The sequence below is a fragment of the Flavobacterium sp. UM26 genome, assembly GCF_057922445.1.
On the sequence record NZ_JBVHCY010000003.1, the window covers coordinates 148858 to 175157 of the forward strand.

Sequence of the window (26300 nt, forward strand, 5' to 3'; positions counted from 1 at the left end):
AGAACTTGGCTTTTGCGGTTTATTATGCTTGTAATACTTTTTCGGGATCGTAACCAAATAAGCTTTGTTTTTTGATGATTTCTGCCACACCAGAAGGCAACATAGGTTCCCAGCCTGGCTTTCCTTGGCTAATCATTTTGAGTACTTCTCTAGAGAATACTTCTAAAATAGTTGGGTCGTAGTCTGTAATGTCTACCACTTTTCCGTTGAATTTAAAGAATTTGTACAATTCTTTCATTCTTGGATGTACTTTGAGGTTCTCAGAAGTAATAATTTCTTTTTCTTCACCCAGCATCGGATATAAGAATACTTTCATATCGCGATAGAATAATTTACCAAAAGCTTCCAATATTCCACCACTCAAGTGACGGTAGTATTTCTCGTCGAAGATATCAACCAAGTTGTTAACCCCCATCGCTAATCCCATGCGGGCTTTGGTATAATTAGCAAAATATTCTACCACTTTATAATATTCTTGGAAATTAGAAATCATTACGGTTTGACCCAAAGAACATAGCAACTCGGCTCTATCCATAAAATCTCTCTCGTCAATCTCGCCATCCGAACGTAAATTCGATAACGTAATCTCAAAAATAACTTGGGTGTTTTCTTTCTCTACTTTGTTTTCCTCCAAGAACATTTTTATGGAGTTTTCATACATATCCATATTTACTTTGGTAACCGGACGGAAACTACCTCTAAAAGCTAGAATATTCTTTTTGTATAAAATGGCTGCTGGTAAGATATTTTTTCCTTCTGGATTGAACATTACCGCATCGGTCATTCCGTTTTTTACCAATTGTAAACTCATCAATCGGTTGTCTACTTCTGCAAATCGTGGTCCTGAAAAGTTGATGGTATCAATCTCTAATTGATCTTTGTCTAAGTGATCGTATAAATAGCGTAATAATTTTTTTGGGTCGTTGTATTTATAAAAAGCGCCATAAATTAAATTTACACCCAATACTCCTAATGTTTCTTGTTGTAAGCGTGAATCCGTTTCTTTAAAACGAATGTGAAGTATGATTTCGTTGTATGCTTCTGCTGGATCCAATTGGTAGCGAATACCCACCCAACCGTGACCTTTGAATTGTTTTGCAAAATCGATGGTGGCTACTGTATTGGCGTAGCTAAAAAATAATTTGTTGGGGTGTTTTACTCGACTTAAACGTTCTTCAATCAATTCTCCTTCAAAAGTCAACATTTTTTTAAGACGACTTTCGGTTACATATCGTCCATCTTCTTCGACTCCATACACTGCGTCACTAAAATCTTTATCATAAGCTGACATCGCTTTTGCAATGGTTCCAGAAGAACCTCCTGCTCTAAAAAAATGTCTTACCGTTTCTTGTCCCGCACCAATTTCAGCAAATGTTCCGTAAATATTTTCGTTGAGATTTATTCGAAGTGCTTTATCCTTTATCGATGGAATTTGCTCAATGACTTTGTCTCCCTTAAGTTTGATTTTTTTTGTATCCATTTTGAATCTAAATAGTGGTGTTTTGTGACAAAGTTAATTAATTCGATTTCGAAATGAATCATAAATAATTCTATTTTTGTAAAAAAATAACACTCCATTGAACATCTATTTCTTAGGTACTGGCACTTCACAAGGAATTCCAATTATTGGGAGTACACATCCAGTTTGTAAAAGCACTGATTATAAGGATAAAAGACTGCGTGTTTCGCTGTGGATGTCATGGGGAGACCATTCTTACGTTATCGATTGCGGTCCCGACTTTAGACAGCAAATGTTAGCGTCCAATTGTCAAAAAGTAGACGGAATTTTATTCACTCACGAACATTCAGATCATACTGCGGGTTTAGACGATATTCGTCCGTTTAATTTTAGACAAGGCGAAATGCCAATTTATGCTCATCAACGTGTAATCGAAAATTTAAAGAAACGTTTTGATTATGTTTTTGAAACCGAAAACAGATATCCAGGCGCTCCTTCGGTAAAAACGATTGAAGTAATCAATAACCAACCTTTTGTATTGGGTGGTAAAACGGTAATTCCGATTAATGCGATGCATGGCGATTTACAAGTTTTTGGTTATCGAGTGGATGATTTCGCCTATTTGACGGATGTAAAAACGGTTGCCCCAGAAGAGGTTAAAAAATTGAAAAATTTAGACGTTTTGGTCTTGAATGCACTGCGCATAACACCTCATAACACCCATTTTAATCTGCAAGAAGCGCTCGATTTTATTGCTTTAGTTCAACCTAAAAAAACATATCTGACGCATATCAGTCATTTATTAGGCTTTCACGAAGAAGTTCAAAAAGAATTGCCAGAAAATGTGTTTTTGGCCTACGATAATTTAGTTATTACCCTTTAATCTATATTTTTAAAATGAAAAAATCACTCCTACTTTATGGTTTTATATTGGCAGTTTTATTCAATATTTATACCTATATGTTTTTAAATAAAGAAGTAAAATTTGAGCAAGAAAAATTCGCGAAAGTTACTGCCAAACTTAGAGATAGTATCAAAAAAGTAGAACTGAAATTGGATGATGCCAATTATTTTTCTTTGGGTAAAAACGAAAATGCCCAAAATTATTTTGAAGCGACCAATCCAGATAAAACAATTTTAATTGAAAAATTGATTCCTGTTGTAACCGAGAAATTACTTGATTTTAATAACAATCCCAAAGGAAATCCATACACAGGTCAAGATCCAATTGGTCCCAATAAATTTGTAATCAATAAAGTCAGAATTTTGAATCACCGATGGATTATTGCTGATTTCAGCGATGGCGAATATTGGGGAGAAGTCTTGATAAAATACTTTGTCAATACAGACGAAAGTATTTCTTTTGAAGTTAATCAGTCGTTATTGTATAATAAATAATCATTAAAAAAGGTGCTCGAAGCACCTTTTTTTATTGTAACCAATTTTTGAAGTCATAAAAATTCTGTGGCGAAACACCGTGTCCGATGGGGTATTCTTTATAGGTTATAGCAACGCCTAATTTTTCCATAAAAGGCGCTGTTTTTCTGGCCCATTCTACAGGAATCACTTGATCTACTGTGCCGTGAGATGCAAAAATGCGCAACGAATTCAGATTGTTTTTTAAGTAATCTTCAGTTATGATATCGGGATTCAAATAACCGCTCATTGCTACTATTTGTTTTACTTTTTCGGGATAAGAGAGGGCAACAGCGTAACTCAAAATAGCACCTTGACTAAAACCAATAAGTGTTACTTCTTCTTTGTTGATAGGGTAATTTTGAAGTAATTCGTCAATAAAACTTGCAATGCGATCACGAGATTCTCGTGCTTGATCATTATCCGAAAATTTGTTTTGATCCGCATCAAAATTTATGGCATACCAAGCATAACTCCCGTATTGTAAATCATAAGGGGCTCTAGCCGAAATGATATAATAGTGATCTGGCAATTCTGGTGCAAAAGAGAATAAATCTGCTTCATTGCTGCCGTAACCGTGTAGTAAAATCAATACTGGATTTTCTGCTAAAACAACTTTAGGTTCTCTTATCTTGTACTCTAAGGATAAATTCATGAAATGTATTTGAAGTTATGTTATTCTATGTTTTTAAAAATCTTCTGAAATTGTTCTCCCAAAAGCGGAATAAGTTTGGCTTCTCCCTGTAATGCTGCTACAAAGCCATAAATCCATAGGATAAAATAGAATACATAAAAGGCAGACGATATCATCCAGCTATCAAAATAGCCAATGAAATAGCCAATTAAAAAGAAAGAAACGAAAATGCCTAAGGCTTGACGAATGTGAAAAGCAGCAAAAGAATTTTTCTTTTCGGAGTTCATAAAAATTGCGATAATGGCGCCAATTATAGTAAGATAACTTACAATGGCTATATTTTTTCCGTTGTCTGAAGTGCTCATTTTTGTTGCGATTTAGGGCAATTATTAGTTCAAAATCATTTGATTTTGGTTGATACAACCATACACTTTTCCTTGTAGCTTTTGCCCAAGAAAAGCGGAGTTTTTAGATTTTGAAAGGATATTTTCTTTGGTAAAAATACTTTCTCCTTCGGTAGTAAAAAGAGTCAAATTGGCTGGTTGTCCTTCGTTTATGGAGTGAGTCGGAATTCCAAAAGTTGTTTTTCCTGCGGTTAATTTTTCGATGATTACGGCTGTTGGTAAAACAGTAGCTAATGCTCCAAAGGCACTTTCAAGTCCAATCGTGCCGTTTTTAGCGCCGTCAAATTCCATTTTTTTATGTTCAATATCAATAGGATTATGATCAGTTGTAATCATGTCAATAGTTCCGTCTAGAATTCCTTCTAGTAAGGCTTTTCTATCCGATTCGCTTCTGAGAGGTGGTGTTACTTTATATCGAGTATCAAAACCATCCAATTGATCTTCGTTTAATACTAAATGATGTACGCTAACACTACAGCTTACTTGTAGACCTTTGGCTTTTGCTTCTTTTATTAACGCAACTGATTTTTGTGTTGAAATGGTTGGAATGTGCAATTTCCCTCCTGTGTATTCTAATAAAAATAAGTTTCTGGCAATGTGTAATTCTTCAGCAAGAGTCGGAATACCTTTTAGCCCTAATCTTGTTGATGCTAAGCCCTCGTTGGCTACACCATTACCTTTTATTTTTTCGTCTTGAGCAAAAGCAATAACTAGTCCATCAAAATCTTGCACATATTGCAAAGCGATTTTCAACAAGTTAGCATTGTCCAAGCTTTTATTATAATCACCAAACGCAATAGCACCCGCTTTTTTCATATCAAAAAGTTCGGCCATATCTTTTCCTTCGCTGTTTACTGTTAGAGCGCCAATGGGATATAGTTGCGTTAAGGCATCCTTAGCTTTGTTTAAAACAAAGTTAATTTGCCCTTGATTATCAATAATTGGATGTGAATTGGGTTGTAAAGCAATGGCTGTAAATCCGCTTTTTGCTGCTACAGTAAGACCATTACTAATGGTTTCTCTGTCTTCAAAACCGGGTTCTCCCAGAGACACGCTGCTATCAAACCAACCAGTTGAAACGTGTAATTGTGGTAATTGGATTTCTTGAGCTTCATCTGTTGAGAGTCCAACTCCTATTTTTTTGATGTATCCGTCATGGATTAAAATATCCATAGTTTTATTGTGAAAAGGACTTTTAGAATCGATGATTGTAGCTGCTCTAAGGAGAATTTTCATGGGTATAGAAGATAAGTTTTTTTAAACTTTAGTTATTTTACAAATCGGATGATGGCCATTTCTGCAAGCAAAAATGTTAGGGCAAAGATAAGAAACCATTTCCAAAGTTGATGGTCTGTTCGATTGGTTTGTAACGTGTTGAAAACACTTTTGATACTGTCCATTGTATCAAAAGAAGTTACCCAATTGGTATTCACTTGATTCAAATCGCTTTCTGTTCGGGCATAATTGAATGAGATGTTTTCTAGGCTTATTTCTTTATTGAAAATGGTATAATTTCCTGATTTTTTGGGTAGGTCAGCAAAGGTTAATTTTACTTTATTGTCCAACATTTGTTGTATGGGGATAAATTGTTCTTCTTTCCCTTTTACAGTCAAAATAGCTTCTTTGCTCAGTGTAGTATTTACCCAAAAAGGTGAATTGTTGCCAATAGTTGCGGCATAGAGTAAAGTATTTTTATTGTTGACTCCCATTTTGTAAAATACAGGAACAATCAAAGGAGATAGTTGAAAGTTGGTGTTTTTTGTATTTAGAGGGGCCGAGAAGATATAAACCGCTCCTACAGATTTTGGTATAGCCGTAAGAAAAGCAGTTTGATCTTCGTAAGAAAGAATACTTGGATAAGCACTTTTGATTCCAAATGATTTTTCGGCTTTTGGATATTGAAAATTGGTGATTTTACTTTCGAATACGCCATTAAAAAGTGGATGATTAAAATTGATTTTGGTAATTTGTTTGGAGTTATTTTCCAGAGCTATAAATTGCACATTTCCGAGATTCTTTAGAAAAGTATTGGCTGTTGTTGTTGGGGTAGTCTCGGAAGGAATTATGACCAAATTACCACCTTTGTTCACAAAAGTTTGTAAGGTAGTTTGCAAGGCTTGTGGAATATCGGGAATTTCATTGAGTACAATAGTCGCTTGTTTTTCGATGGTGTTGTAATCCAGAGTGCGTAACTCTGAATTGCTGTAATTGAATTCTTCAGAAGTGAAAATTCGGGATAAAAAGTCACTTTTTGTAGCTTCACCGATACTTAAAATACTAATTTTTTTGTTTTTACTGATGCTAAAGAAATAATCGTTGTCGTAGGTCAATGCTTTGTCCTTAATAGTAGCATAGCCCTGAAATTCTTGTTTTGGAATGGTGAAGTTGACCGTTTTCATTTTAGAATCTGGAGTAATCATAGTTTTGGCAATCAACTTGTTTTGATTGTACAGAGCGACTGGAAGAGGATTAAAATCATCTCCAAAACCTTTGATAGCTACCGAAATTTCGTAAAAATTATCTAGAGTTTGATTAATATAAACACTATCGATTGCTACGTTATTGGTTTGTTCGGCTTCAGATTGTATAAAATAAATGAGTTCTTCGTCATTTTTTTGTGCAGGTTTTTGAGAGGTGCCAATGCCATCGGATAGGATTATGATGTCTTTTTTGAAAGCTGATTTTCTTGCTTTTATTTTGGCTAATTGAGTGTTGATTTCAAAGGGAATGGCAGAATAACTTAGATTTTGAAGTTCACTTTGAATGGATTTAATATTGGTATTCCAAAAAGCCTGATCGTTGGTTAGTAATGAAAAAGTGGTGCTTTCTGGGATTTCTTCTAATAATTCTTGAACGGCTCTTTTGAGTAGTTCACCACGATTGCCTTTGGCTTGCATACTGAAGGAATTGTCTAAGACAATATACAATTCGTTATTGGCATTTTTATAATCTTTTGCTTCGAAGAATGGCTGTGCGAAAGCTATGATTAACCCCGTTAGCAGTAACAATCGAGTAGCTAGTAAAAGTCTTTTTTTGATTTTGGAACTTTTTCGGGATTCAATGGTCAGTTTTTTTAAGAAACGGACATTGGTAAAATACTCTGTTTTGAATTTTCTAAGTTGGAACAGATGTACCAAAATAGGGAGTAATAAAAGAAATAGGAAGTATAGAATTTCGGGATGTTTGAATTGCATTCTATGGATGGTTTACTTTATAATTTGGTTTGTTTTTTTCTTTTTTTGGATGTTTCCTGAAAATGCTTTTTGTGGCTCTTTAGCCCCGATCGCAGTGGCATCCTTTTTCTTTTTTCTTTAAAAAGGAAAAGATATAACGGAGAGCGGGACGATGCTAACAAATTGTCCTATTGTTTGTGCTTCAAAAAATTACTTGTCAAGTCTTTTTTGCCTTCCAAAAATACGAATTTGTACCTATAAATGGGCGATGATGTTTGGTTTTTTCAAAAAGGAGTTATTTGTTTCGGGGTATTGAAATAATGAGTATTTTCGCGACTCTAAAAAATACATATATTATGAAAAGCAAGATTTTTGTGCTAGTTTTTGTTTCTTTTTTTACAACACTTCACGCTCAGCAGGATCTTTATCATTTACTTGTGGGTACTTATACGAATACTTGTGAGAAAAAAGGAATTTATAATTATAAGTTTGATGTAAATTCAGGAAATTCGTTGTTGCACGGAACCACCGTTAATATTCAAAATCCGAGTTATTTGGCTCTTTCTTCTGATAATAAACATCTTTATGCGGTGAATGAATCGGGGGCTACAAGCACTGCTACTTCATTTAGTTATGATGGGAAAGCGGGTAAGATTATAGTGTTGAACAAACAAGCGACAAAGGGTGCTGATCCATGTCATATTATTACAGATGATAAAAATGTAATTACTGCTAATTATTCTGGTGGAAGTATTACTGTTTTCTTTAAAAATGCTGATGGAAGTTTGACGGATGCTAAACAAGTGGTGCAACTTTCTGGTAGTGGCCCAAATAAGGAGCGTCAAGAGTCATCGCACCTTCACATGGTGGCTTTTTCTCCGGATTATAAGTATGTTTTGGCAGTTGATTTAGGTACTGATAAAATTTATGTTTACAATTATAATGCGGATGCAAGCAAAGATATATTGACTTTTAAAAGCAGTGTGAGTGTGAGAGCTGGCGGGGGACCACGTCATTTAACGTTTGATAAAGACGGAAAATTTGTTTATGTTTTGAATGAATTGGATGGTGGTTTGTTGACGTATAGTTTTGCTAAGGGAGAATTGACTTTGGTAGAAGATACTTCGGTAATGGTAAGAGATTACAAAGGCGATTTTCGTTCGGCAGCCATTGCGTTATCGCCAGAGGGTAAGTTTTTGTATGCGACTAATAGAGGAGAGGCCAATACTATTTCTATTTTTAAAGTATTGAAAAATGGAAAGTTGGAATTTAAAGAGTCGGTGAGTACTTTAGGTAAAGGGCCTAGAAGTTTTGTGATTGATCCAACAGGTAATTTTTTGTTGGTAGCTAACCAATTCAGCAATGAAGTGGTGGTTTTTAGAAGAGATAAAAATACGGGTGTTTTGACAGATACTGAAAAAAGAATATCGGTATGTTCGCCGGTTTACTTGCTTTTTGAAAAGCGTTTGTAATCTTTCAAAATATTAAATTTAAGCCACGAATTCAATAATTTAATTGGTGATTCGTGGCTTATTATTTATTGTTTATTTATTGGAGTCTTTTCGTTTTTTGGCTCTTGTTTTAAGCATGTTTCGGTTTACAGAACCATGTGTTTTCTTTTTTGTTTTGGATGGCCCGCCAAGATTGACTTTTTTGTTCTTTTTGCTTTTTTCATGAAAAGCGCCTTCTCCTTCAAGTTTCACTTTTTTCATTAAGAACTTAATGGGTTGGCGGTCTTTTTCGGGTTCAATCAATTTGGTTGATACTTCGACTTCTTCAGGAAAATCACTGATGGTCAATTCCATATTCATTAAGACTTCAGCTTCGATTTTTGCTTCTTCTTCGCGAGGTGTTACGAAATTAATTGCGGTTCCAGTGGCATCGGCTCTACCGGTTCTACCAATACGGTGCATGTAGAGTTCTGGTAGCTCTGGCATTTCGAAGTTGATGACATGGGTAATGTTCGAAATATCTAATCCTCTCGCCATGATATCGGTGGTGATTAAGCCTCTCAAGTTTCCTGCTTGAAATTCTGCCATTGTACTTAATCGATAGTTTTGCGATTTATTGGAATGGATAATTCCAAATTGCCCCTCAAACAATTCATCTATTCGATTAAATAGCATGTCTGAGATTTTTTTGTTGTTCACAAAAACCAAAACTCTACTCATGTCTTCATTATTTTCTAACAAATGCTTAAGAAGATTGATTTTGGTATTAAAATTTGGAACATTGTAGGTAATTTGTTCAATATTCTCTAAAGGTGTTCCTGAAGCTGCAAGAGTTATTTCTTCTGGAAAATCAAAATAATCGTTCAGTACTTCATCTACTTCATCGGTCATGGTAGCCGAGAATAAAATGTTCTGACGCTTGGTTTTCATCATAGCTAGTAAAGCCGTTAATTGAGTTCGAAAACCTAAATTGAGCATTTCGTCGAATTCGTCGATAACTAATTTTTGAGTTTCATCAAATCGTACCACTGCATCCAAAGCCAAATCCATAGTTCTACCCGGAGTTCCTACTAAAATATCAACACCTTCATAAACTGCTTTTTTTTGAGTATTGATATTGACACCTCCATAAATTCCAAGGGTTTTAACCGACATGTATTTGGTTAACTTTTCTACTTCTTCGACAACTTGAACAACTAATTCTCGGGTAGGTACAAGGATGACAATCTTTGGGGTATTGGTATGCGTAAATTTATAAAGTTTCAATAAAGGAATTAGGTAAGCAAAGGTTTTACCAGTTCCTGTTTGTGCAATTCCCATCATATCTCTTCCAGACATAATTACAGAAAAAGTTTTTTCCTGAATGGGAGTGGGAGAGGTAAATCCTATTTCATCTATTGCTTTTTGTAAGGATTTTGGAAGATTGAATTGCTCGAAAGTGCTCATTTGCATTATTTTTTTGGCAAAGATACTAATATAAGCTGTAAATACTATTTTCTTGACTTGTTCCTTAGTAATGTGTTCTGGATGAAGGTTATTAATTAGCCATGATTTTTTCTCTCGATGATAACGTTTCCAAGCACTCAGTTGCAGTATTTTTTAGAGTGATGTTATCAAAATAAGACATTTTACTTTGAATGTATGCTATTGTTTCAGCGGTACCAATGACTTTTAGTGTCTGTAGGCTTTGCTCTTGAAGCTCCGGAGTATATTGTTCTAATAAAGAAAGGATTTTGGTTTCGGCTTCTTGTAGATGCAATTTTTTAATGGTGATAAGTGCTTCGTTTTTCACAGTATTGCTTTTGTTAGAAAGTAATTGAATAATGGCATTAGTATCATTACCATTACTTTCGTGAGCGGCAATTTTTAGCCCTAATAATAAAATTGATGTTTTTTTTGCTTTCAACCAAAAATCAATATTGCTGTTGTATGGATACTTTTGAATGTAAAATAGGTTTTCTATTTTTTCTTTATTTCGTTTAATTGTTTTTTTACTTTGATAGATTGTATTTCCAGTAGAAATATTGGTTAGAGAAAGGTATGCTACACTTGCATTGGACTGGATAAGCTGATTTTTACTCTTTAAATAGGGGATAATTTTGTTGATGCCTTTAGCATAATGCATAGTTTGATAATGGTAAAAGCCAAGACATTTTTTATAGATTTTACTATCATTAATTAGACTAGAAGAATATTTATGTAGTTTTAGTGTTCGATATACAAGGATTATGGTCTCAGCTTCTTCATGACTTAGTTTCTTTTTTAGGAGAATCATCTCGTCTATCATCATTTCTTTGCACCATGTTGCTCTAAGGGGTATTTTTCTTTTTATCTCCTTTATTTTTTCTCTAATAAAGTCTTTATTGTCATGATTTTTGACAATATCGATTAAGAAATGTTTGATAATTGGGAGTGTTCGGTGCTGAGTTTTTTGAAGATTTCTTTTGCGAATTGCTTTGAATAAAGCCACAGAAATTACCAAAACAATTATTGCAATTGCTAGTAATGATAATGAATTAGAAGCTATGTTGGACAAGAATTCTTTCATGCGAAAAGATCTGTGTTGTCTCAAAGATATGAATAATAATTCTAAACAATTGTTAATTAATGTATTACTGTTTATTAAGCTTTGTAATTCTCTTTTTTTAGAAGGAAGGTGATTTGACTTTTAGTTGTTTTTCAATAAGCGTTTTATTCGCAATAGTAGTTCATTTGGATTGAAAGGTTTGGCAATAAAATCAGACACTCCTAATTCAAAAGCTTCTTCGACAGTTTTTTCTTCATCAGCTAAAGGAGAAAGTGCCACAATGGGTATGTTTGGATAGTTTTTATTCAGGTAACTAATAACTTCTAAACCAGATCTTGGCGGAATAAGTATGGCTATTATGATCAAATCGAACCCCTTTTTTTGTACCAACGAAATGGCTTCGTTTCCATCGTTAGCAACAGTTAAATTATACTTTTCTTTTTCAAAAATAATTGATAAGATATCCAAAGTCATGGAATCATTTTCAATAATTAGTATGTTTGGAATTGTATTCATCTCAAGGGTTTTTAATTCAGAAAACTTCGATTTCATCCAGCATGACCATTGGTTTTTTATTCTTACGAAAGCGCCAACTGGGTACAATATCTTGATTTTGAATGATTAATTTTATTTTTGCAAAATTACTAAAGTTATGGCCGTTTATTTCCCAAGTTTTTGTTGTAATGTCGTAAATTTCCGTTAAATCTTCACTATTTTTAATAGCTATGTTTACCCATTGATTATTTTTTAGACCTAAAACTGTTATGGATTTGGGAGGAAAAATCCAATGTCTTTGATCTTCTAGAAATGTGATTTTCAAAGTATTGAATCGTATCGAATTGGGGTTGATTTCTATAATTGGGTTGGTACCATACCAGCCTAACCAGTTGATGTTAAAATCATGGTATCCTTTTATTCCATCAATCAATCCTTGGGGGCCTTTGCCTGAATACTCATTGGCAGGAGGAGTGAGTAAATTAATTTTCATTTTTTCGCCCAAATGTTGACTAGTATTTTTACTTATTACTAACCAATCCTCGTAGTATTTATCCGGAGATACTCCTCCTTCGCTTAATTCATAAATACCCATTTGCTTGCACTTTTGGCTAAATTGATAGACTCTTTCGGTAAGTCCATTTCTGACTGTTTTTTTGCCATTTTCGTCACTAACAAAAAGGCCATGAGCATCGGCACCATAAAATTTTGATTGTTCAAAATAAACGTACTCTAGGGAAAGTCTCAGTTTTTCAATTCTAGATTTGATGCTGCTATCATCTGCTACAGCATTTAGGGCTTCTTCAATGATTTGATCATATTGATCCATGGCTTCTGGGGTTAGATAGGTATTTCTATTCTGAATTGGGCCAGAGTAAATATCGAGATAAGCTTTGGATTTTTTTTGATTTGCCGATAGCAGATTGAGATAATCTTGAATATTTTTAGCGGCTTTTCCATAATACCCTCTCAAAAAGTCGGCTATGGTTGCAGGAACATCAATTGTGGTGTCCCAAAGCAGTTTTGCTAATAGGTATTGTCTTAATTCTGAGAAATCTCCTGGAACATCTGCATACCCTTGAACAAACAATCCTCTTACATTATTTTTTTGAAATGTTTTATAGTTTTCTTCAAAATATGGAATGTTAGGAAAAGGCGATAAATAGTTGGAGAATTGAACGGTATAATCCCATACAATTAGATTTTTATTGGTTTTACCCCATCTAGATATTGTATTTGCAATAGATTTATTTCTGTTATCAGGTGAGATCGGAAGGCCTCGATCCATTTCTATGGGGCAAAAAAGCGTTGTAATGTTTGGAGCAATCTTAATGTTTGTTGGAGGATTATAAGTATGTAAATAGGCTAATGTGCATAGTTGTATTTTTGGAAAACGTTTGGCAATTTTGTTCAGGAACGTATAAAGAGAACCTTGTGGACCGCCATGATTCGAATTGATTTTACGACATTGTGCACATTCACAATATATCACATCATCATTTTGACTTATAGAAAAATAGCGAGCATTGGGTTTTTCTGCGATAACTTTTTTTAGGGCACTACTTACGAGTTCAATTACTGTATCATTGGTCATGCAAAGCGATTCAGCTCTTCTTTTTCCTTCATATAAGGCAAAAAGTTTTGGATTTTTTTTGAAAAAGTCTTTTGGTGGAACTAAGCGATCAAAAGTATGCCCCCAAAGACCAAAATCATCATTTATCCAATCTAGTTTATGCCATTCTCGAAAGGCTTGGTCATAGGAATCAGGATACAATAAGCTTCTATAAGCAAAGGAAGGTTGGTATTTTTTATAAAAGTTTTTTGGAAACGTTAGTACATCATGTTTTGGATAATAGGATACTGTGGCAGTGAATTTCCTAAATTCCCAAAATTCTAAAAGAGTATAAACACCTTGCTGTAGTGTTTTGGGATTTTTGCCAATAATGTAAATGCTGCTACTATCACTTTTGATTATAAAACTCTGGTTAGTAAGTTCTTTGTTGTTTTTTTGTATATCTAGTACGATTTGAGTTTTATCAGTTTTTGGTTTGTTTTCACTCTGTAATTCAAAGGTTTGTGGTATAGATTGGTCTAAATTCATCCATAAGATTTTAGCAGCTGCCAATCCATCTGCAGAGGTATAGACAATATCTACTTTGTTTGTTTTTTTTATAGATATCAAATTAGACTGTGCCATTAAAAAAGGTGTTGAAATTAGAGTAATACATAGGGCCCAATAAATCAAATACTTACTTTTCATAGCTATAATTTGTAATGTAATAAAAGCGCGAATTCATATTCGCTTTGATATAAATTTGGAAAGAATTCTTGATAATTGTAATTGATTTGTAAACCTGAAATTATCTTTTTAGCAAAAATGTGATAGTACCCAAGTCCCATTCGATATGAACTTAAATTGAATCTGTTTTGTAATTGCGCGATAGTGGTTCGTTCATCAGGGGAAGTCCCAAATCCAATGATTGAGTTGATATAATCGTATTTTGAATCAAAGTAATACCTACCATTTATTAATAATACGGGGTTATATTTTTTTTTGTCATTGTTTAAAAATCCTTTTATGGTGAACATATAGGGGCCAACATATTTACTTACACCAGTTACCAGTGTAAGGACATCTATGTTTAAGGTCTTAATATATCGGAATCCGATGTCGCTTTCCCATCCTTTATTAAAATTTAGAAAAAATGAGCCTCCTATTCTATATTTGGGAAAAACGTAATCGTTGCTAAAAGTAATGTCCCAATACGAATAATTCCTTTTACCCATAAGAAGGTATGTTTCTATTTCATATTGAAACCCTTTTGATATAAAATTTGCTGTATTATATCGGTTTGCATAACTAATTCTACCAATAATTGAGCCCCATTTTTGTTCTTTCACTCCTTCAAGATGTACTAGATGCCATGGTCCTATTTCATTTTTATCAACTAGAGTAAAATTATAGTTAAGTCCAATTCTGGTATGAATGTGTCTTTGATCAAGTTGTATAAGCGCTTCTGTTGTTTTAGAGTCTTCAGGAAAGCGTTTTTGTGTTTCCAACAGGAAAATTTTACGCTTTTTGTCCTCTTTTATCAGTTCGTATAAATCGGCTTTTTTGTGATAAAAAGCAATTTGATTGGGATGATATTCAATAGCTTTTGTAGTCAGGTCTATCGCTTCTGTATATTTTTTTTCATCAGTTGTCATATTGATTAAATACAAAAAAGCCTCATCGTATTTCGGATTTTTGTCTATTACTTTTTTGTAATAATATCGGGCACTATCAGTTTGCTTGATGAATTCATAATTTCGTCCTAAAAGCAATTGAAAATCCAGATATTCGGGTGCGATTTTTTTTCCCAGCAAACAGTTATCTATATTTTTTTGATAGTTAGTAGTTGTTTTCATGTCTGTAATTATGGCTACTAACAAACTATCTGTGTTTATTTTTTGAGCACAAAGTGATAAACTCCCCAAAAAAAGAATCACAGTTATAATTTGATGAATATATAATTGAAACTGTCTCATATATAGTTAATTTGGTTTGGGTTGCTCATATCCTCTTCGAACCATTACACCCCATTGTTGTTCTTTTTGAACGAAAAAATCCCAATAACCTTTCAAGGAGGTAAAAATGGTTAATGGATGATATGCTATGGGTTCGATTATGGCCATTCCTATTAGAATAAGAAGTTCTTTGTAATTCGCATAACTTCTGTATAGCGTTTCATCAATCAAAATACAAACCAATGTGATGAATAAATAAACTAAATACACAAAAGCTGTCATGATGAGTAAAAATTCAAAATTAATCAAACCCCAAACATAACTTAGTGAAAGTACAATAATGCCCAAAAGTTCAATAATGGGCACCATAAACTCAAAGGCAAAAAAGAAAGGTAGTGTGACAAAGGCGGTTCGTCCATATTTTTTGTTGAAAAACATTTTTCTATGTAAATAAAGCGTTTGTACCAAGCCTCGGGCCCATCGCACACGCTGTCTAATAAAAATAGTTTTGGTTTCAGGTACCTCTGTCCAGCATAGGGATTCTGGAATGTATTGTATCAAAAAAGGTTCATTTTTGTGATGCATATATTTTCTCATCCGAGTAATCAATTCCATATCTTCTCCTAGGGATTTATGCCAATAACCACCCGCGGCAATTACAATTTCTTTGTCAAACATGCCTAATCCACCAGAAACGAGTAGTAAGCCATTGATTTGACTCCAAGCCATTCTTCCAAAAATAAAAGAACGTACATATTCTAATTCTTGGAAACGGGGATACCATTTTTTTGGAAAATGTACTTTTACTAATAAACCATCTTTGATTTCGCAGGAATTAGAAATACGGATGCCAGCTCCTGTGGCTATTACTCGAGTTTCGTTTTCTATGAATGGTTTTGTAAGTTTGAGTAGTGTATTTCTCTTAAGAATGCAATCTACGTCTGTACATAAAAACAAGGGATATTGAGAGGAATTAATTCCAGCATTTGAAGCGTCTGCTTTGCTTTTTCCATTTTCTTTGTCGACAATTAATAATTTTGAGTAAACGGGGTTTTTTGATTTGTAATGTCCTTTAACAGGTTGTGTTTTTATTTTCTCTTGGTAGTAAAAGTCTATTTTTTCTAATTCAAATTCATGGATGAGTTTCTCCAAAGTGTCATCCGTACTACCGTCATTAATAATAATGATTTCATATTTCGGATAGGTCAAGGATAATAGTGATTTTACATTGTAAACTATATTGGGACCTTCATTAAATGCAGGTGCAACCACAGAAACACCCGGCATATAATTGGATCGTGTAACAATATCGTCATCTAAAAATTTTTTATTATTAATGTGTTTAACGATTGCGATATAGGATAATACGGCCAAAACCAAGTAAAATGAAACATAAGAGAAAGAGAAAATCGCTATGAATATTTCATAGATTGATAAAACAATTTCTACAATACTTTTAATTACATCCATAATGTTTTTACATGTTTTAACATTCTTGAATAATTTTCATTTTTATCAACTAATGCGTTGGCAAGCGTTGGATCAATTTTTTGTAAGCAATACAAAGCAGAGAGCTGAACATCACTATCAGTATAGTTTTCAAATCTTGAGGTGATGTAACTAGAGGTAAGTTGAGAACCTATTTCTGCTAAACATCTAAAGCATTTAATCTGGGATTTTTTGGAATAAATTGTGATTTTTTCTAAAATTGGTTTTTCGGCTTCTTTTAGAAAGAGTTTACTTATAGCTGTAAGGGCTTCTGTCCTAACTGATTCGACAGGGTAGTTCAAAAGCGCAATAATTCTTTCTGATTTGCTTCGGTTATTGAAATAGGTTACAATTTTTAAACCCAATTCAATCAACGAACTTTTATCCGATTGTAACAAAAAATCAAGACTTGTGGGATATTCTTTTTTTAATTCAAAAAACATATCCATGATTTTTATTTGATTAAGTTTAGAGATTCTATCAGGAATGTAGAGTAATTCATCTTTACTCAAATCAACAAGTGCTATAAAACTAATATTGGCATTGGATCGAATTAAGTCATTCCGACTCTTTAGGTAAGGTATAATTTGGTGTTTTCCTTTATTATACTTCATTATTTGAAAATGATAAAAACCAATGCATTTTTTATAAGGTCTAAAATCACGAATGAGTTTTGAGGAATATTTGTGCAGTTTTAAACTTTTATATAATATTGAAACAATTGCTGTCTTATCTCCTTTGATGTTTTTCTTCAATCGAATCATTTCATTGATAATGATACTTTTGCACCAATTTTGGTTAAAAGGGATCGAATTGCGAAATTGTTTAAGTTTAGATTTAATCTCTTGTTTGCTGTAATCTTGGATAACAATTTCTATCAAAAATTGCTGAATAATAGCTTTGTATTTTTTTTTAAGACGAAATAACCATTGATTGTACAATCTTTTGGTTACAAGTAATACGCTAACAAATAGGATTCCTATAAAAAGTATAGGTACGGCAAAATTTTTTATAAAAAATAAAAAAGTATCCATAAAAAATAGTTAGTCACTCAAATGTAATAAAAATAGGAATAACTTTTTGTTTTTTAAGGGTTTATGTTTTTAAAAGCCTTCAAAAACCCCTAAGCCAAATAAAGCAAAATCATATTTCACAGGGTCGGTTGGGTCTAAAATTCGGAGTTGGGTATCTAATTCGTTTAAGGCTTTTCCGTCATTTTGTTTTCTATTCAAAAGACCTAATTTGCGAGCGACATTACCTGAATGTACATCCAGAGGACAGGATAATTTTGAAGGAGAAATGCTTTTCCAAATGCCCAAATCTACTCCTTTATTGTCTTGACGACACATCCATCTTAGGTACATGTTGATTCTTTTGGCTGCCGAATTATTGAATGGATCAGAGATGTGTTTTTGACTTCTTTGCGGTTGATTTACTTCAAAAAATATTTTTTTAAACTCATGAATGCTTTTTTGGACACTCGTGGTTTCTTGATGTTTTGCAAAAACATTTTCTAATCCACCATGATGTTTGTATACATGCTGTAATCCTTTTATAAAAGCCTTAAAGTCCAGTCCGTTAAAAGTTCTATGAACAAATGAATCAAGAGCCTCCAAATGGCTATCTGAATGAGATAAAACAAAATCATAAGGTGAATTTCCCATCAAGTCCATCATTTTATGACTGTTTTTGATGATCATTTTGCGGTTACCCCAAGCGATAGTTGCGCTCAGGAAACCAGCAATTTCAATATCTTCTTTTTGAGTAAATAAATGCGGGATTTGAACTGGATCACTTTCTATAAAATCTAGGGTGTTGTATTGTACAACTTTTTGGTCTAGAAAGTCTTTGAGTTCAGCCTCTGTCATGTTTAGGTGTTTTTCTATAGTTGATTTGGATTATTTACTGCTAATTTGACCATCCACCATTACTAATTTTCTATCAGCCATATTTGCTAAATCTTCATTATGTGTAACTATGACGAATGTTTGCCCCAATTCGTCTCTAAGTTTAAAAAAAAGTTGGTGCAAATTTTCAGCTGATGTAGTGTCTAAGTTTCCTGATGGTTCATCTGCAAAGATAATATCTGGTTGGTTTATAAGAGCCCTTGCCACAGCAACGCGTTGTTGTTCACCACCTGATAATTCGTTAGGTTTATGATTATGTCTATGAGAAAGCCCTAAATAGTCTAATAATTTTTTCGCTTCAATTTCTGTTTCTAATTTGTTTTTTCCGGCTATAAAAGCAGGAATACATACGTTTTCTAATGCGGTGAATTCTGGTAATAACTGATGAAATTGAAAAATAAACCCTAGGTTTAAATTTCTAAAACGTGACAAAGCTTTGTCGTTCATTTTCAAGACATCTTCTCCATTAATTAACAAACTTGAATTTTCATTCGAAGTCGGTCTGTCTAAAGTGCCAAGTATTTGAAGTAAAGTGGTTTTTCCAGCACCAGAAGCCCCCACTATAGATACAATTTCTCCTTTAGTGATATGTAAATCAACTCCTTTTAAAACCTCAAGTTGGTCATAGAATTTATGTATGTTTTTTGCTTGTATCATTCCAATCTATTTTTACAAAGAAACAAAGATTTTGTCTGCCACTCAACTATTATAAAATTTCTTTATAGTAACATTTATTAATATTTAGTTAAATCATCTTTTTTGTTTAATTAATTGCTATTTTTGTTAAACAAAATTATAATTCAATTTTTAATGAATAAATCGATTGCAACATTTGCTGGAGGCTGTTTTTGGTGTACCGAAGCTGTGTTTTTACAGCTCAAAGGAGTAGAGTCAGTAGTGTCAGGTTATATTGGAGGTGCTGTTGAAAATCCAACCTACAAACAGATATGTACAGGTACAACAGGACACGCAGAAGCTATTCAAATTACATATGATGAGGACTTAATTGCTTTTGAAACTCTTTTAGAAGTGTTTTTTGCTACACACAATCCAACAACGCTCAATAGACAAGGCGCCGATGTAGGAACGCAATACCGCAGTGAAATTTTTTATCATTCTGAAAGTCAAAAGCTATTAGCTGAGACTTATATCCTGCAATTAGAAGAAGCTAAAGTTTTCGATTCACCTATCGTTACTCAACTTTCTCCTGTTACTACCTTTTATCCAGCCGAATCGTACCATCAAAACTATTATCAACAAAATAAGGAACAATCGTATTGTCATTACGTTATTACTCCCAAAATGAACAAGCTATCTGAATCGTTTACTACATTATTAAAATAAATAGCACCTAAAAGATGAACACAGTATTAGACAGAGAATTAATTGAAATTTTAGGTGATAATCACCAAGCCACCAGTGCAGATACACCGCTTAGAGTTGACGCATTTGTAAAATCGGATGCCGAGAAAATGCAACGAATTGAGCATCATTTTCATGCCATTATGGAAGAAATGGGATTGGATATGACAGATGATAGCTTGAGTGGCACTCCGTTTCGTGTTGCCAAAATGTACATTCAAGAAATTTTTAGTGGTTTAGATCCTAAGAACAAACCTAAAATTTCTGTTTTCGAAAATAGTTATCATTATGACAAAATGTTGGTCGAAGCCAATATTAATTTCAACTCTACCTGTGAGCATCATTTTTTACCCATTGTAGGTAAAGCTCACATTGGGTATGTTTCAAGCGGCAAAGTGATTGGGTTGTCAAAATTGAACCGAATTGTTGATTATTATTCTCGTCGTCCCCAAGTACAAGAGCGTTTAATTATGCAAATTTTTAATGAATTGAAAACTGTTTTGGAAACGGACAACGTGATTGTTGTGATGGAAGCAAAACATTTGTGTGTTTCTAGCCGCGGAATTAAAGATGAAACTAGTTTTACCTCTACGATTCAATATGGGGGGATTTTTAATGAAAAAGAAAATAGAAATGATTTCTTCAATATGATCAAACAAGAATAAAAGGCACTATTTTTGTTTGGTCTTTTCAAAAATTTAAAAATGACAAACCAAGCAGAAATTAGCGCTGAAACTTCTCAGAAAAGAAGACATTTATTCTTGAGTATTTTGTTTGATGCTATCGGAATGCTCTCTTTTTCCATTCCAATAATTGGTGAATTCTCAGATGTCGTTTGGGCACCCTTAGCGGGTTTTCTGATGACCTGGATGTACAAAGGAAGTGTTGGGAAAGTAGCGGGAGCGATAACATTTATAGAAGAAGCCTTTCCTTTCTCGGATGTTATTCCTACGTTTACTTTGACTTGGATATACACTTATCTCATCAAGAAACAGAAAAATTCTTAATTAATACCAACAAAAAAAGCTTCAGAAATGAAGCTTTTTTTATGTTTTGAAAAGAAAACCGAGTCCCATACTTCGAAGCATTTTTTTTTCGAATGCCCAAAAAAATCGAAACTGACCAAATAAAAATCCTATGAAAACCAATAGTACTTGATAAATAGGAAAAATAAGTAGGAGTCGAATAGGAGTGAACCAAAATCCTAAATCGTCTTTGGTAATGCCCAGCCAATAACAAAAAGGTTTAGATAACCATGCAGATGCTGAACCAGTGATTGCAAAAACAATAAAAATCAGTGTTAATTGAAAGTTACTTTCTATTCCCCAACGTTCTTTTAATTTTCTCATTCTAAAGTGTCAATGGTGCAAATATACTAAGATTATCGTATCGGGACATTGCCAAATAATCTTTGTTTGTATCGATTTTGAAAATAAATCATGTAGTTGTAGATAAGATAATTGACCTCATATCCATAATTTATTTGTGGGTCATAATTTATTGTCATTTCATATAAATTGGGGTCAAATCGAAGGGGTTGTTGTACTCGATTATTCCACTCTGTAATGTAAAATCGATTTTTATTTTCTAAGTAAAATTGCGAATAATATCCTCTTGGATGAGCAATAGAATTCAACCAAGTACTAAAACCTGGATCAATAATGATTACTTCATATTCCAGTGAATCATTAGCAATTCTTATTGTATCTCCTTTAACTGAATTGGTAGTAGGAACTGAAGCTAGACTTTTTTTTGGAGTAGAACAAGCGCCAATTATTGCAATAAGCACGATTATGAAAGCTATCTTTTTCATGGCTAAAGTATTGAAATCGAAATGTACAAAATCTGAGCTTGAAAATTCTAAATTCTATCATAAAAAAACGTCATCTCTGTTAAGGAAATGACGTTTTTATCTATGTTTATAAGCCTTTATTTACCGAATAATTTACTTAGTATTCCTCCAATTCCGCCACTTCCTTTGGTTAAACTCATTGCATCACTCAAGTCAACTTTGCCATCTGCATTTTGATCTAGACCAAATTGCGTTCCGTATTTAGAAATAGTATCCATAATACCGCTTGCTTGTTCGCTATTGCCAGCAATTGCCCCAATAATATCTGAAATTTGAAAACTATCGTTTGGGTCATTGGCTTTGCCCATCAATCCTCCTAGTATTTTCGGAATCATATCTCCAGCAACACCAGAAGCAGCTTCTCCACTTATTCCGAATTTCTCACTCAAACTACCAGTAAGTTGTTGCGTGATTTGTTGGACTGCAGGATTCGAACTATCCTGAGCATTATTGCCTTGCAACAAACCTGACAATTGCTCAACTCTTCCTTCAGAAGCCATTTTTTGTAAACTAGCGAAAATGGAGTTGCCCGCCTCTTGCATAACTGCCTCGTTATGTTCATTTGGGATAGCGCTGTTTTTTACAACAGCATCCTCTCCAAATTGCTGTACTAATTGTGTTAATTGCTCAAACATAGGATTTTAGATTTAAAGTATTCTCAAATTTAAATAAAAAAGGGTAATTTATAACGTTTGTTTATAAATTACCCTTTGGTATATTGAAGACTCAAAAATTATCCTAACAAAGCAATAATTTGCGAGGCTAATTCTGTTCCAATTCTGTCTTGAGCTTCTCCTGTAGCTGCACCAATATGAGGCGTCAACGAGATTTTAGAATGCATCAAAATCGCCATTTCTGGTTTTGGTTCGCTTTCAAAAACATCTAAACCTGCAAAAGCTACTTTTCCGCTGTCTAAAGCTTTTACTAAAGCAACTTCGTCAATTACTCCACCACGCGCACAGTTTACAATTCCTACGCCGTCTTTCATGATAGCCAATTGCTCCTCACCAATGATGTAGCCGTCTTGTGCTGGTACGTGTAAAGTAATAAAGTCTGCTTCTTGAAACAACGATTCTAAAGATTGAGAAACAATGGTAGTTGTTATCGATTGTCCGTCAAAAAACTCCACTTTAACATCAACTTGAGGGATAAAGCTATCGGCTGCGATAACTTTCATACCTAAACCTAAAGCCATTTTTGCAGTAGCTTGACCAATACGTCCAATACCTACAATTCCTAAAGTTTTTCCTCTTAGTTCAGTACCATTAGCGTAGGCTTTTTTCAAACCTTCAAAATTGGTATCGCCTTCAAGAGGCATATTTCTGTTCGAATCGTGTAAAAAACGAACCCCAGTAAACAAATGTCCAAAAACCAATTCCGCCACAGACTCTGATGAAGAAGCAGGCGTATTGATTACGTGAATCCCTTTGCTTTTTGCATAATCCACATCAATATTGTCCATACCAACACCGCCACGACCAATAATTTTGATACCCGGACAAGCATCGATAATGTCTTTGCGCACTTTGGTAGCACTTCTTACCAAGATAACGCTCACGTTGTTTTCATTAATAAAATTGGCCACTTGTTCTTGCGCCACTTTTGTAGTGATTACTTCAAAACCACCTTTTTCTAAAGCTAGAATTCCACTTTTCGAAATTCCGTCATTGGCTAATACTTTCATTTTGCTTTTATTTTGTTTCTCTAATTCCTTGTTTTTGCCAAAGAATCAACTATACTATATATTTATTTTTTAGGAGCTAATCCCGCTATCCGTTCTTATCTTTTCTATTTTAAAGAAAAAATAGAAAAGGATATCCACTACTATCGGGGCTAGGGGAGTTGTGCTTTTAAGAAAATTTGGTGTAAGCGATTAAACCGCTGCTTCCAAAGCTTTCATAACATCAACCAAAACTTGAACACTTTCTATTGGCATCGCATTATAGATAGACGCTCTGTAACCTCCTACAGAACGGTGTCCTGGAAGTCCTGAAATGTTAGCGGCTTTCCACATCGCGTCAAAAGTATCTTTATGAGCTTCGTCGTTCAATAAGAAAGTTACGTTCATATTCGAACGGTCTTCTACAGCAGCTGTTCCTCTAAACAATGGATTTCTGTCGATTTCATTGTATAATAAAGCTGCTTTTTCGTTATTTATTTTTTCGATGGCAGGAATACCTCCCAAGTTTTTCAACCATTGCAAAGTCAATAGCGAAGTGTATACTGGGAAAACAGGTGGAGTATTGTACATACTCTCTGCCTTTATGTGTTTAGCGTAATCCAACATACTTGGAATCACGCGACCGTTTTTACCCAAAATTTCTTCTTTAACCACTACCAAAGTTGTTCCTGCTGGCCCCATATTTTTTTGAGCACCTGCGTAAATAATGTCAAATTGAGTAAAATCCAAAACACGCGAAAAAATATCCGAACTCATATCACATACGATTGGAATATTTAATTTTGGAAATTCTTTCATTTGTGTTCCAAAAATGGTATTGTTACTCGTACAGTGAAAATAATCTGCATCTTCAGGTACGGTATATCCTTTTGGAATATGATTGTAATTTTGTTCTTTTGAGGAAGCCACGATTACGGTTTCTCCAAAAGTTTTTGCTTCTTTAATTGCAGCACTAGCCCAAGTCCCAGAGTCTAAATAGGCAGCTTTGCCTCCTTCTTTCATCAAGTTGTAAGGCGCCATAATAAACTCTAAACTAGCTCCTCCGGCCAAGAATAAAGCGTGGTAGCCTTTGCCTGTCAAACCTAATAAGTCTAAAGCAAGAGCTCTGGCTTCTTCCATTACGGCAACAAAGTCTTTACTGCGGTGGGAAATTTCTAAAATTGATAATCCTGAGTTGTTGAAATCTAATATGGCTTGAGCCGATTTTTCAAAAACTTCTTGTGGTAAAATACATGGTCCTGCGCTGTAGTTGTGTTTTTTCATGGTTTGTAAGTATCCGAAAATTTAAAAATGCAAATTTCGACAATCATACTTGAAAACAAGCTGAATTATTCGAAATAATTATACAATTTTCTACTTTATTGTTAGTAAAAATGAAATTGTATCTACATTATCAGCATAATCCCATAATTCAGGGCTTTGGGTTTGTCCGAAGGGAATGCTGTTGGAGGTTAAATTATTGGAAACAATACATTGAATTTGATCTTTTTCGTCTTCTAAACGTTTTATCACCTCATCGATGTTTTCATAATACTCATAAAAAGTACTTGAGATAGGAGAACCATAGCCATTATCTTCTTTTATGGTCAAAAAGCCATTGTCAAGTAATTTGAAATTACTCATCAAAAACACGGCTTTGTTGTAATCATAATTGTTGGCATATTTTTCATACTCAATGATATCTTTGTATTTGAACATAGCTTCAAAAAAAGCATCAAAAGAATAGTTTTTTGGTACAAAAAGTTTAGAAACATTACGACAGCCTAAACCAAAATAGCGAAAAATATCCTCACCCAAAGCTTCCAGTTGTTCACGGGTTTCTTCGCCAGTAAGCACTGCTACCGAGTTTCTATTTTTTCTGATAATTGAAGGTTTGTCTTTAAAGTAATATTCAAAATAGCGAGCGGTATTATTGCTTCCGGTAGCAATAACGGCATCAAAGTTTTCTAATTTTCCTTCAACAAAAGTGATACGGTCTTTAAATTCAGGGGCGATATGTATTAGGTATTTAGCGATAAACGGAAGTAAATGCTGGTCATTCGAAGAGGTTTTTACAAGAACATTGTGTCCCGAAATCAATACCGATAAGAAATCATGAAAACCTACCAAAGGTATATTTCCAGCAAGAATCAAAGCAATTGTTTTGGGCTGTCTGTCTGTAAAATCATATGCAGAAAGCCATTGGTCTAGTTTTTCTTGTGTTAATGCTTTCGCCCATGATTGAAAAGCAAAACAAACTTGTTCAGGAGTATACCAACCATTATGTGATTGAGAAAGAGCAATGAGATTAAGACATTTGTCAAAAAATAAATCATTACCTATTACGTCGCCTTGAATTGGATTTTCGATTGATGAAAACTGACTCAAGAATTTTCCTAATTCAACAAATTTACTTTTTTTTGTTTCTAATGTCATATTGCTTGTGTATGAAATCTTTTGATTGTAATTTTGCGCAAAAATAAGCTTTTTAGAAGCTAATGACAAAAGTTGTTTTTTTATTATGAAAATCTAATACAAAGACAATTACTTTAAAATTTAATTAAAAAATTTAGTTAAAGATGGCAATTATTATTACAGACGAATGCATTAACTGTGGAGCTTGCGAACCAGAATGTCCAAATACTGCAATTTATGAAGGAGCAGATGATTGGCGTTATAAAGATGGTACCAAGTTAAAAGGCAAAGTAATTTTACCTGATGGTACCGAAATTGACGCAGATGCGCCTCAAACCCCAATTTCAGACGAAGTGTATTACATTGTGCCTGGTAAATGTACTGAATGTAAAGGTTTTCATGACGAACCACAATGTGCGGCTGTATGTCCAGTAGATTGTTGTATACCTGACGATAACCATGTAGAATCTGAAGAAACATTATTGAATAGACAAGCGTTTTTACATAACGAATAGTCTCAAAGCATCATATTGAATAGTTAGACCTGAGT

The 26300-nt window shown here is 33.8% G+C and carries 27 protein-coding genes; 7 read left to right on the forward strand and 20 right to left on the reverse strand.

The window, feature by feature from the left end:
* Nucleotides 1–22: 22 nt before the first annotated feature.
* Nucleotides 23–1480 carry a TonB-dependent receptor gene (locus ACZ1AQ_RS05070; RefSeq protein ID WP_489631861.1) on the reverse strand — a complete coding sequence of 486 codons (1458 nt, stop codon included), beginning with the start codon at nucleotides 1478–1480 and terminating at the stop codon, nucleotides 23–25.
* Nucleotides 1481–1577: 97 nt separating this feature from the next.
* Between ACZ1AQ_RS05070 and ACZ1AQ_RS05075 the strand changes: the two genes are divergently transcribed.
* Both ACZ1AQ_RS05075 and ACZ1AQ_RS05080 read left to right on the forward strand, forming a co-directional pair.
* A complete protein-coding gene (locus ACZ1AQ_RS05075) occupies nucleotides 1578–2342 on the forward strand; it encodes an MBL fold metallo-hydrolase (protein ID WP_489631862.1) in 765 nt (254 codons plus the stop codon).
* 14 nt (nucleotides 2343–2356) lie between these two features.
* On the forward strand, nucleotides 2357–2857 hold the full coding sequence (locus ACZ1AQ_RS05080) for a hypothetical protein (RefSeq protein ID WP_489631863.1): 501 nt from the start codon (nucleotides 2357–2359) through the stop codon (nucleotides 2855–2857).
* A gap of 31 nt (nucleotides 2858–2888) precedes the next feature.
* Here ACZ1AQ_RS05080 and ACZ1AQ_RS05085 read toward each other — a convergent pair whose 3' ends face one another.
* Genes ACZ1AQ_RS05085 through ACZ1AQ_RS05100 form a run of 4 tightly spaced genes read right to left on the reverse strand, consistent with a single transcriptional unit; the run spans nucleotide 2889 to nucleotide 7107 of the window.
* Complete coding sequence (locus ACZ1AQ_RS05085; RefSeq protein ID WP_489631864.1) at nucleotides 2889–3530, reverse strand: alpha/beta hydrolase; 642 nt, start codon at nucleotides 3528–3530, stop codon at nucleotides 2889–2891.
* 20 nt (nucleotides 3531–3550) lie between these two features.
* A complete protein-coding gene (locus ACZ1AQ_RS05090) occupies nucleotides 3551–3874 on the reverse strand; it encodes a DUF4870 domain-containing protein (protein ID WP_489631865.1) in 324 nt (107 codons plus the stop codon).
* A gap of 24 nt (nucleotides 3875–3898) precedes the next feature.
* Nucleotides 3899–5149 (reverse strand): dihydroorotase, encoded by a 1251-nt coding sequence (locus tag ACZ1AQ_RS05095; RefSeq protein WP_489631866.1) that lies wholly within the window; start codon nucleotides 5147–5149, stop codon nucleotides 3899–3901.
* A gap of 32 nt (nucleotides 5150–5181) precedes the next feature.
* Nucleotides 5182–7107 (reverse strand): BatA domain-containing protein, encoded by a 1926-nt coding sequence (locus ACZ1AQ_RS05100; RefSeq protein WP_489631867.1) that lies wholly within the window; start codon nucleotides 7105–7107, stop codon nucleotides 5182–5184.
* A 335-nt stretch (nucleotides 7108–7442) separates the two neighbouring features.
* On the opposite strand from ACZ1AQ_RS05100, the gene ACZ1AQ_RS05105 reads away from it, so the two are divergent.
* Complete coding sequence (locus tag ACZ1AQ_RS05105; protein ID WP_489631868.1) at nucleotides 7443–8558, forward strand: lactonase family protein; 1116 nt, start codon at nucleotides 7443–7445, stop codon at nucleotides 8556–8558.
* A gap of 72 nt (nucleotides 8559–8630) precedes the next feature.
* Here the strand turns inward: ACZ1AQ_RS05105 and ACZ1AQ_RS05110 are convergent, their stop codons facing one another.
* The 9 genes from ACZ1AQ_RS05110 to ACZ1AQ_RS05150 form a co-directional block, all read right to left on the reverse strand.
* On the reverse strand, nucleotides 8631–9983 hold the full coding sequence (locus ACZ1AQ_RS05110) for a DEAD/DEAH box helicase (RefSeq protein ID WP_489631869.1): 1353 nt from the start codon (nucleotides 9981–9983) through the stop codon (nucleotides 8631–8633).
* Between the two features lie 91 nt (nucleotides 9984–10074).
* Nucleotides 10075–11085 carry a thioredoxin domain-containing protein gene (locus ACZ1AQ_RS05115; RefSeq protein ID WP_489631870.1) on the reverse strand — a complete coding sequence of 337 codons (1011 nt, stop codon included), beginning with the start codon at nucleotides 11083–11085 and terminating at the stop codon, nucleotides 10075–10077.
* A 120-nt stretch (nucleotides 11086–11205) separates the two neighbouring features.
* Entirely contained in the window at nucleotides 11206–11580 is a 375-nt protein-coding gene (locus tag ACZ1AQ_RS05120; RefSeq protein ID WP_489631871.1) for a response regulator, read from the reverse strand.
* Nucleotides 11581–11596: 16 nt separating this feature from the next.
* Nucleotides 11597–13756, reverse strand: coding sequence for a glycoside hydrolase family 20 protein (locus ACZ1AQ_RS05125; protein WP_489631872.1), 2160 nt, complete (start codon nucleotides 13754–13756; stop codon nucleotides 11597–11599).
* A 65-nt stretch (nucleotides 13757–13821) separates the two neighbouring features.
* Nucleotides 13822–15087: a YaiO family outer membrane beta-barrel protein gene (locus ACZ1AQ_RS05130; RefSeq protein WP_489631873.1), complete on the reverse strand. Its 1266-nt coding sequence runs from the start codon at nucleotides 15085–15087 to the stop codon at nucleotides 13822–13824.
* A 6-nt stretch (nucleotides 15088–15093) separates the two neighbouring features.
* On the reverse strand, nucleotides 15094–16536 hold the full coding sequence (locus ACZ1AQ_RS05135; protein ID WP_489631874.1) for a glycosyltransferase family 2 protein: 1443 nt from the start codon (nucleotides 16534–16536) through the stop codon (nucleotides 15094–15096).
* Nucleotides 16527–17588, reverse strand: a complete 1062-nt coding sequence (locus ACZ1AQ_RS05140; protein WP_489631875.1) for a HEAT repeat domain-containing protein — start codon at nucleotides 17586–17588, stop codon at nucleotides 16527–16529. Before ACZ1AQ_RS05140 ends, ACZ1AQ_RS05135 begins: the two co-directional genes overlap by 10 nt.
* A gap of 69 nt (nucleotides 17589–17657) precedes the next feature.
* Nucleotides 17658–18422, reverse strand: a complete 765-nt coding sequence (locus ACZ1AQ_RS05145; RefSeq protein ID WP_489631876.1) for a TIGR02757 family protein — start codon at nucleotides 18420–18422, stop codon at nucleotides 17658–17660.
* A 30-nt stretch (nucleotides 18423–18452) separates the two neighbouring features.
* Nucleotides 18453–19118, reverse strand: coding sequence for an ABC transporter ATP-binding protein (locus ACZ1AQ_RS05150; protein WP_489631877.1), 666 nt, complete (start codon nucleotides 19116–19118; stop codon nucleotides 18453–18455).
* A gap of 153 nt (nucleotides 19119–19271) precedes the next feature.
* Between ACZ1AQ_RS05150 and msrA the strand changes: the two genes are divergently transcribed.
* The 3 genes from msrA to ACZ1AQ_RS05165 are packed head-to-tail and all read left to right on the forward strand — an operon-like array spanning nucleotide 19272 to nucleotide 20830.
* The gene (gene msrA, locus ACZ1AQ_RS05155; RefSeq protein WP_489631878.1) at nucleotides 19272–19805 is read left to right on the forward strand and encodes a peptide-methionine (S)-S-oxide reductase MsrA; all 534 of its coding nucleotides are present in this window, start codon (nucleotides 19272–19274) and stop codon (nucleotides 19803–19805) included.
* A gap of 14 nt (nucleotides 19806–19819) precedes the next feature.
* Complete coding sequence (gene folE / locus ACZ1AQ_RS05160; RefSeq protein ID WP_438060192.1) at nucleotides 19820–20488, forward strand: GTP cyclohydrolase I FolE; 669 nt, start codon at nucleotides 19820–19822, stop codon at nucleotides 20486–20488.
* A 39-nt stretch (nucleotides 20489–20527) separates the two neighbouring features.
* A complete protein-coding gene (locus tag ACZ1AQ_RS05165; protein ID WP_489631879.1) occupies nucleotides 20528–20830 on the forward strand; it encodes a hypothetical protein in 303 nt (100 codons plus the stop codon).
* 39 nt (nucleotides 20831–20869) lie between these two features.
* On the opposite strand, the gene ACZ1AQ_RS05170 is transcribed toward ACZ1AQ_RS05165, so the two are convergent.
* The 6 genes from ACZ1AQ_RS05170 to ACZ1AQ_RS05195 all read right to left on the reverse strand — a co-directional run bounded on the left by ACZ1AQ_RS05170 (nucleotide 20870) and on the right by ACZ1AQ_RS05195 (nucleotide 25771).
* Nucleotides 20870–21172: a DUF6787 family protein gene (locus ACZ1AQ_RS05170; protein ID WP_489631880.1), complete on the reverse strand. Its 303-nt coding sequence runs from the start codon at nucleotides 21170–21172 to the stop codon at nucleotides 20870–20872.
* Nucleotides 21173–21204: 32 nt separating this feature from the next.
* Entirely contained in the window at nucleotides 21205–21636 is a 432-nt protein-coding gene (locus ACZ1AQ_RS05175) for a DUF6146 family protein (protein WP_489631881.1), read from the reverse strand.
* 116 nt (nucleotides 21637–21752) lie between these two features.
* Complete coding sequence (locus tag ACZ1AQ_RS05180) at nucleotides 21753–22310, reverse strand: DUF937 domain-containing protein (protein WP_489631882.1); 558 nt, start codon at nucleotides 22308–22310, stop codon at nucleotides 21753–21755.
* Nucleotides 22311–22408: 98 nt separating this feature from the next.
* The gene (locus tag ACZ1AQ_RS05185; protein WP_489631883.1) at nucleotides 22409–23359 is read right to left on the reverse strand and encodes a D-2-hydroxyacid dehydrogenase; all 951 of its coding nucleotides are present in this window, start codon (nucleotides 23357–23359) and stop codon (nucleotides 22409–22411) included.
* A 189-nt stretch (nucleotides 23360–23548) separates the two neighbouring features.
* Nucleotides 23549–24619: a 3-phosphoserine/phosphohydroxythreonine transaminase gene (gene serC, locus ACZ1AQ_RS05190; RefSeq protein ID WP_489631884.1), complete on the reverse strand. Its 1071-nt coding sequence runs from the start codon at nucleotides 24617–24619 to the stop codon at nucleotides 23549–23551.
* Nucleotides 24620–24709: 90 nt separating this feature from the next.
* The gene (locus ACZ1AQ_RS05195; protein WP_489631885.1) at nucleotides 24710–25771 is read right to left on the reverse strand and encodes an acyl-CoA reductase; all 1062 of its coding nucleotides are present in this window, start codon (nucleotides 25769–25771) and stop codon (nucleotides 24710–24712) included.
* Nucleotides 25772–25914: 143 nt separating this feature from the next.
* Between ACZ1AQ_RS05195 and ACZ1AQ_RS05200 the strand changes: the two genes are divergently transcribed.
* Nucleotides 25915–26265 carry a 4Fe-4S dicluster domain-containing protein gene (locus tag ACZ1AQ_RS05200; RefSeq protein ID WP_489631886.1) on the forward strand — a complete coding sequence of 117 codons (351 nt, stop codon included), beginning with the start codon at nucleotides 25915–25917 and terminating at the stop codon, nucleotides 26263–26265.
* Nucleotides 26266–26300: the final 35 nt, after the last annotated feature.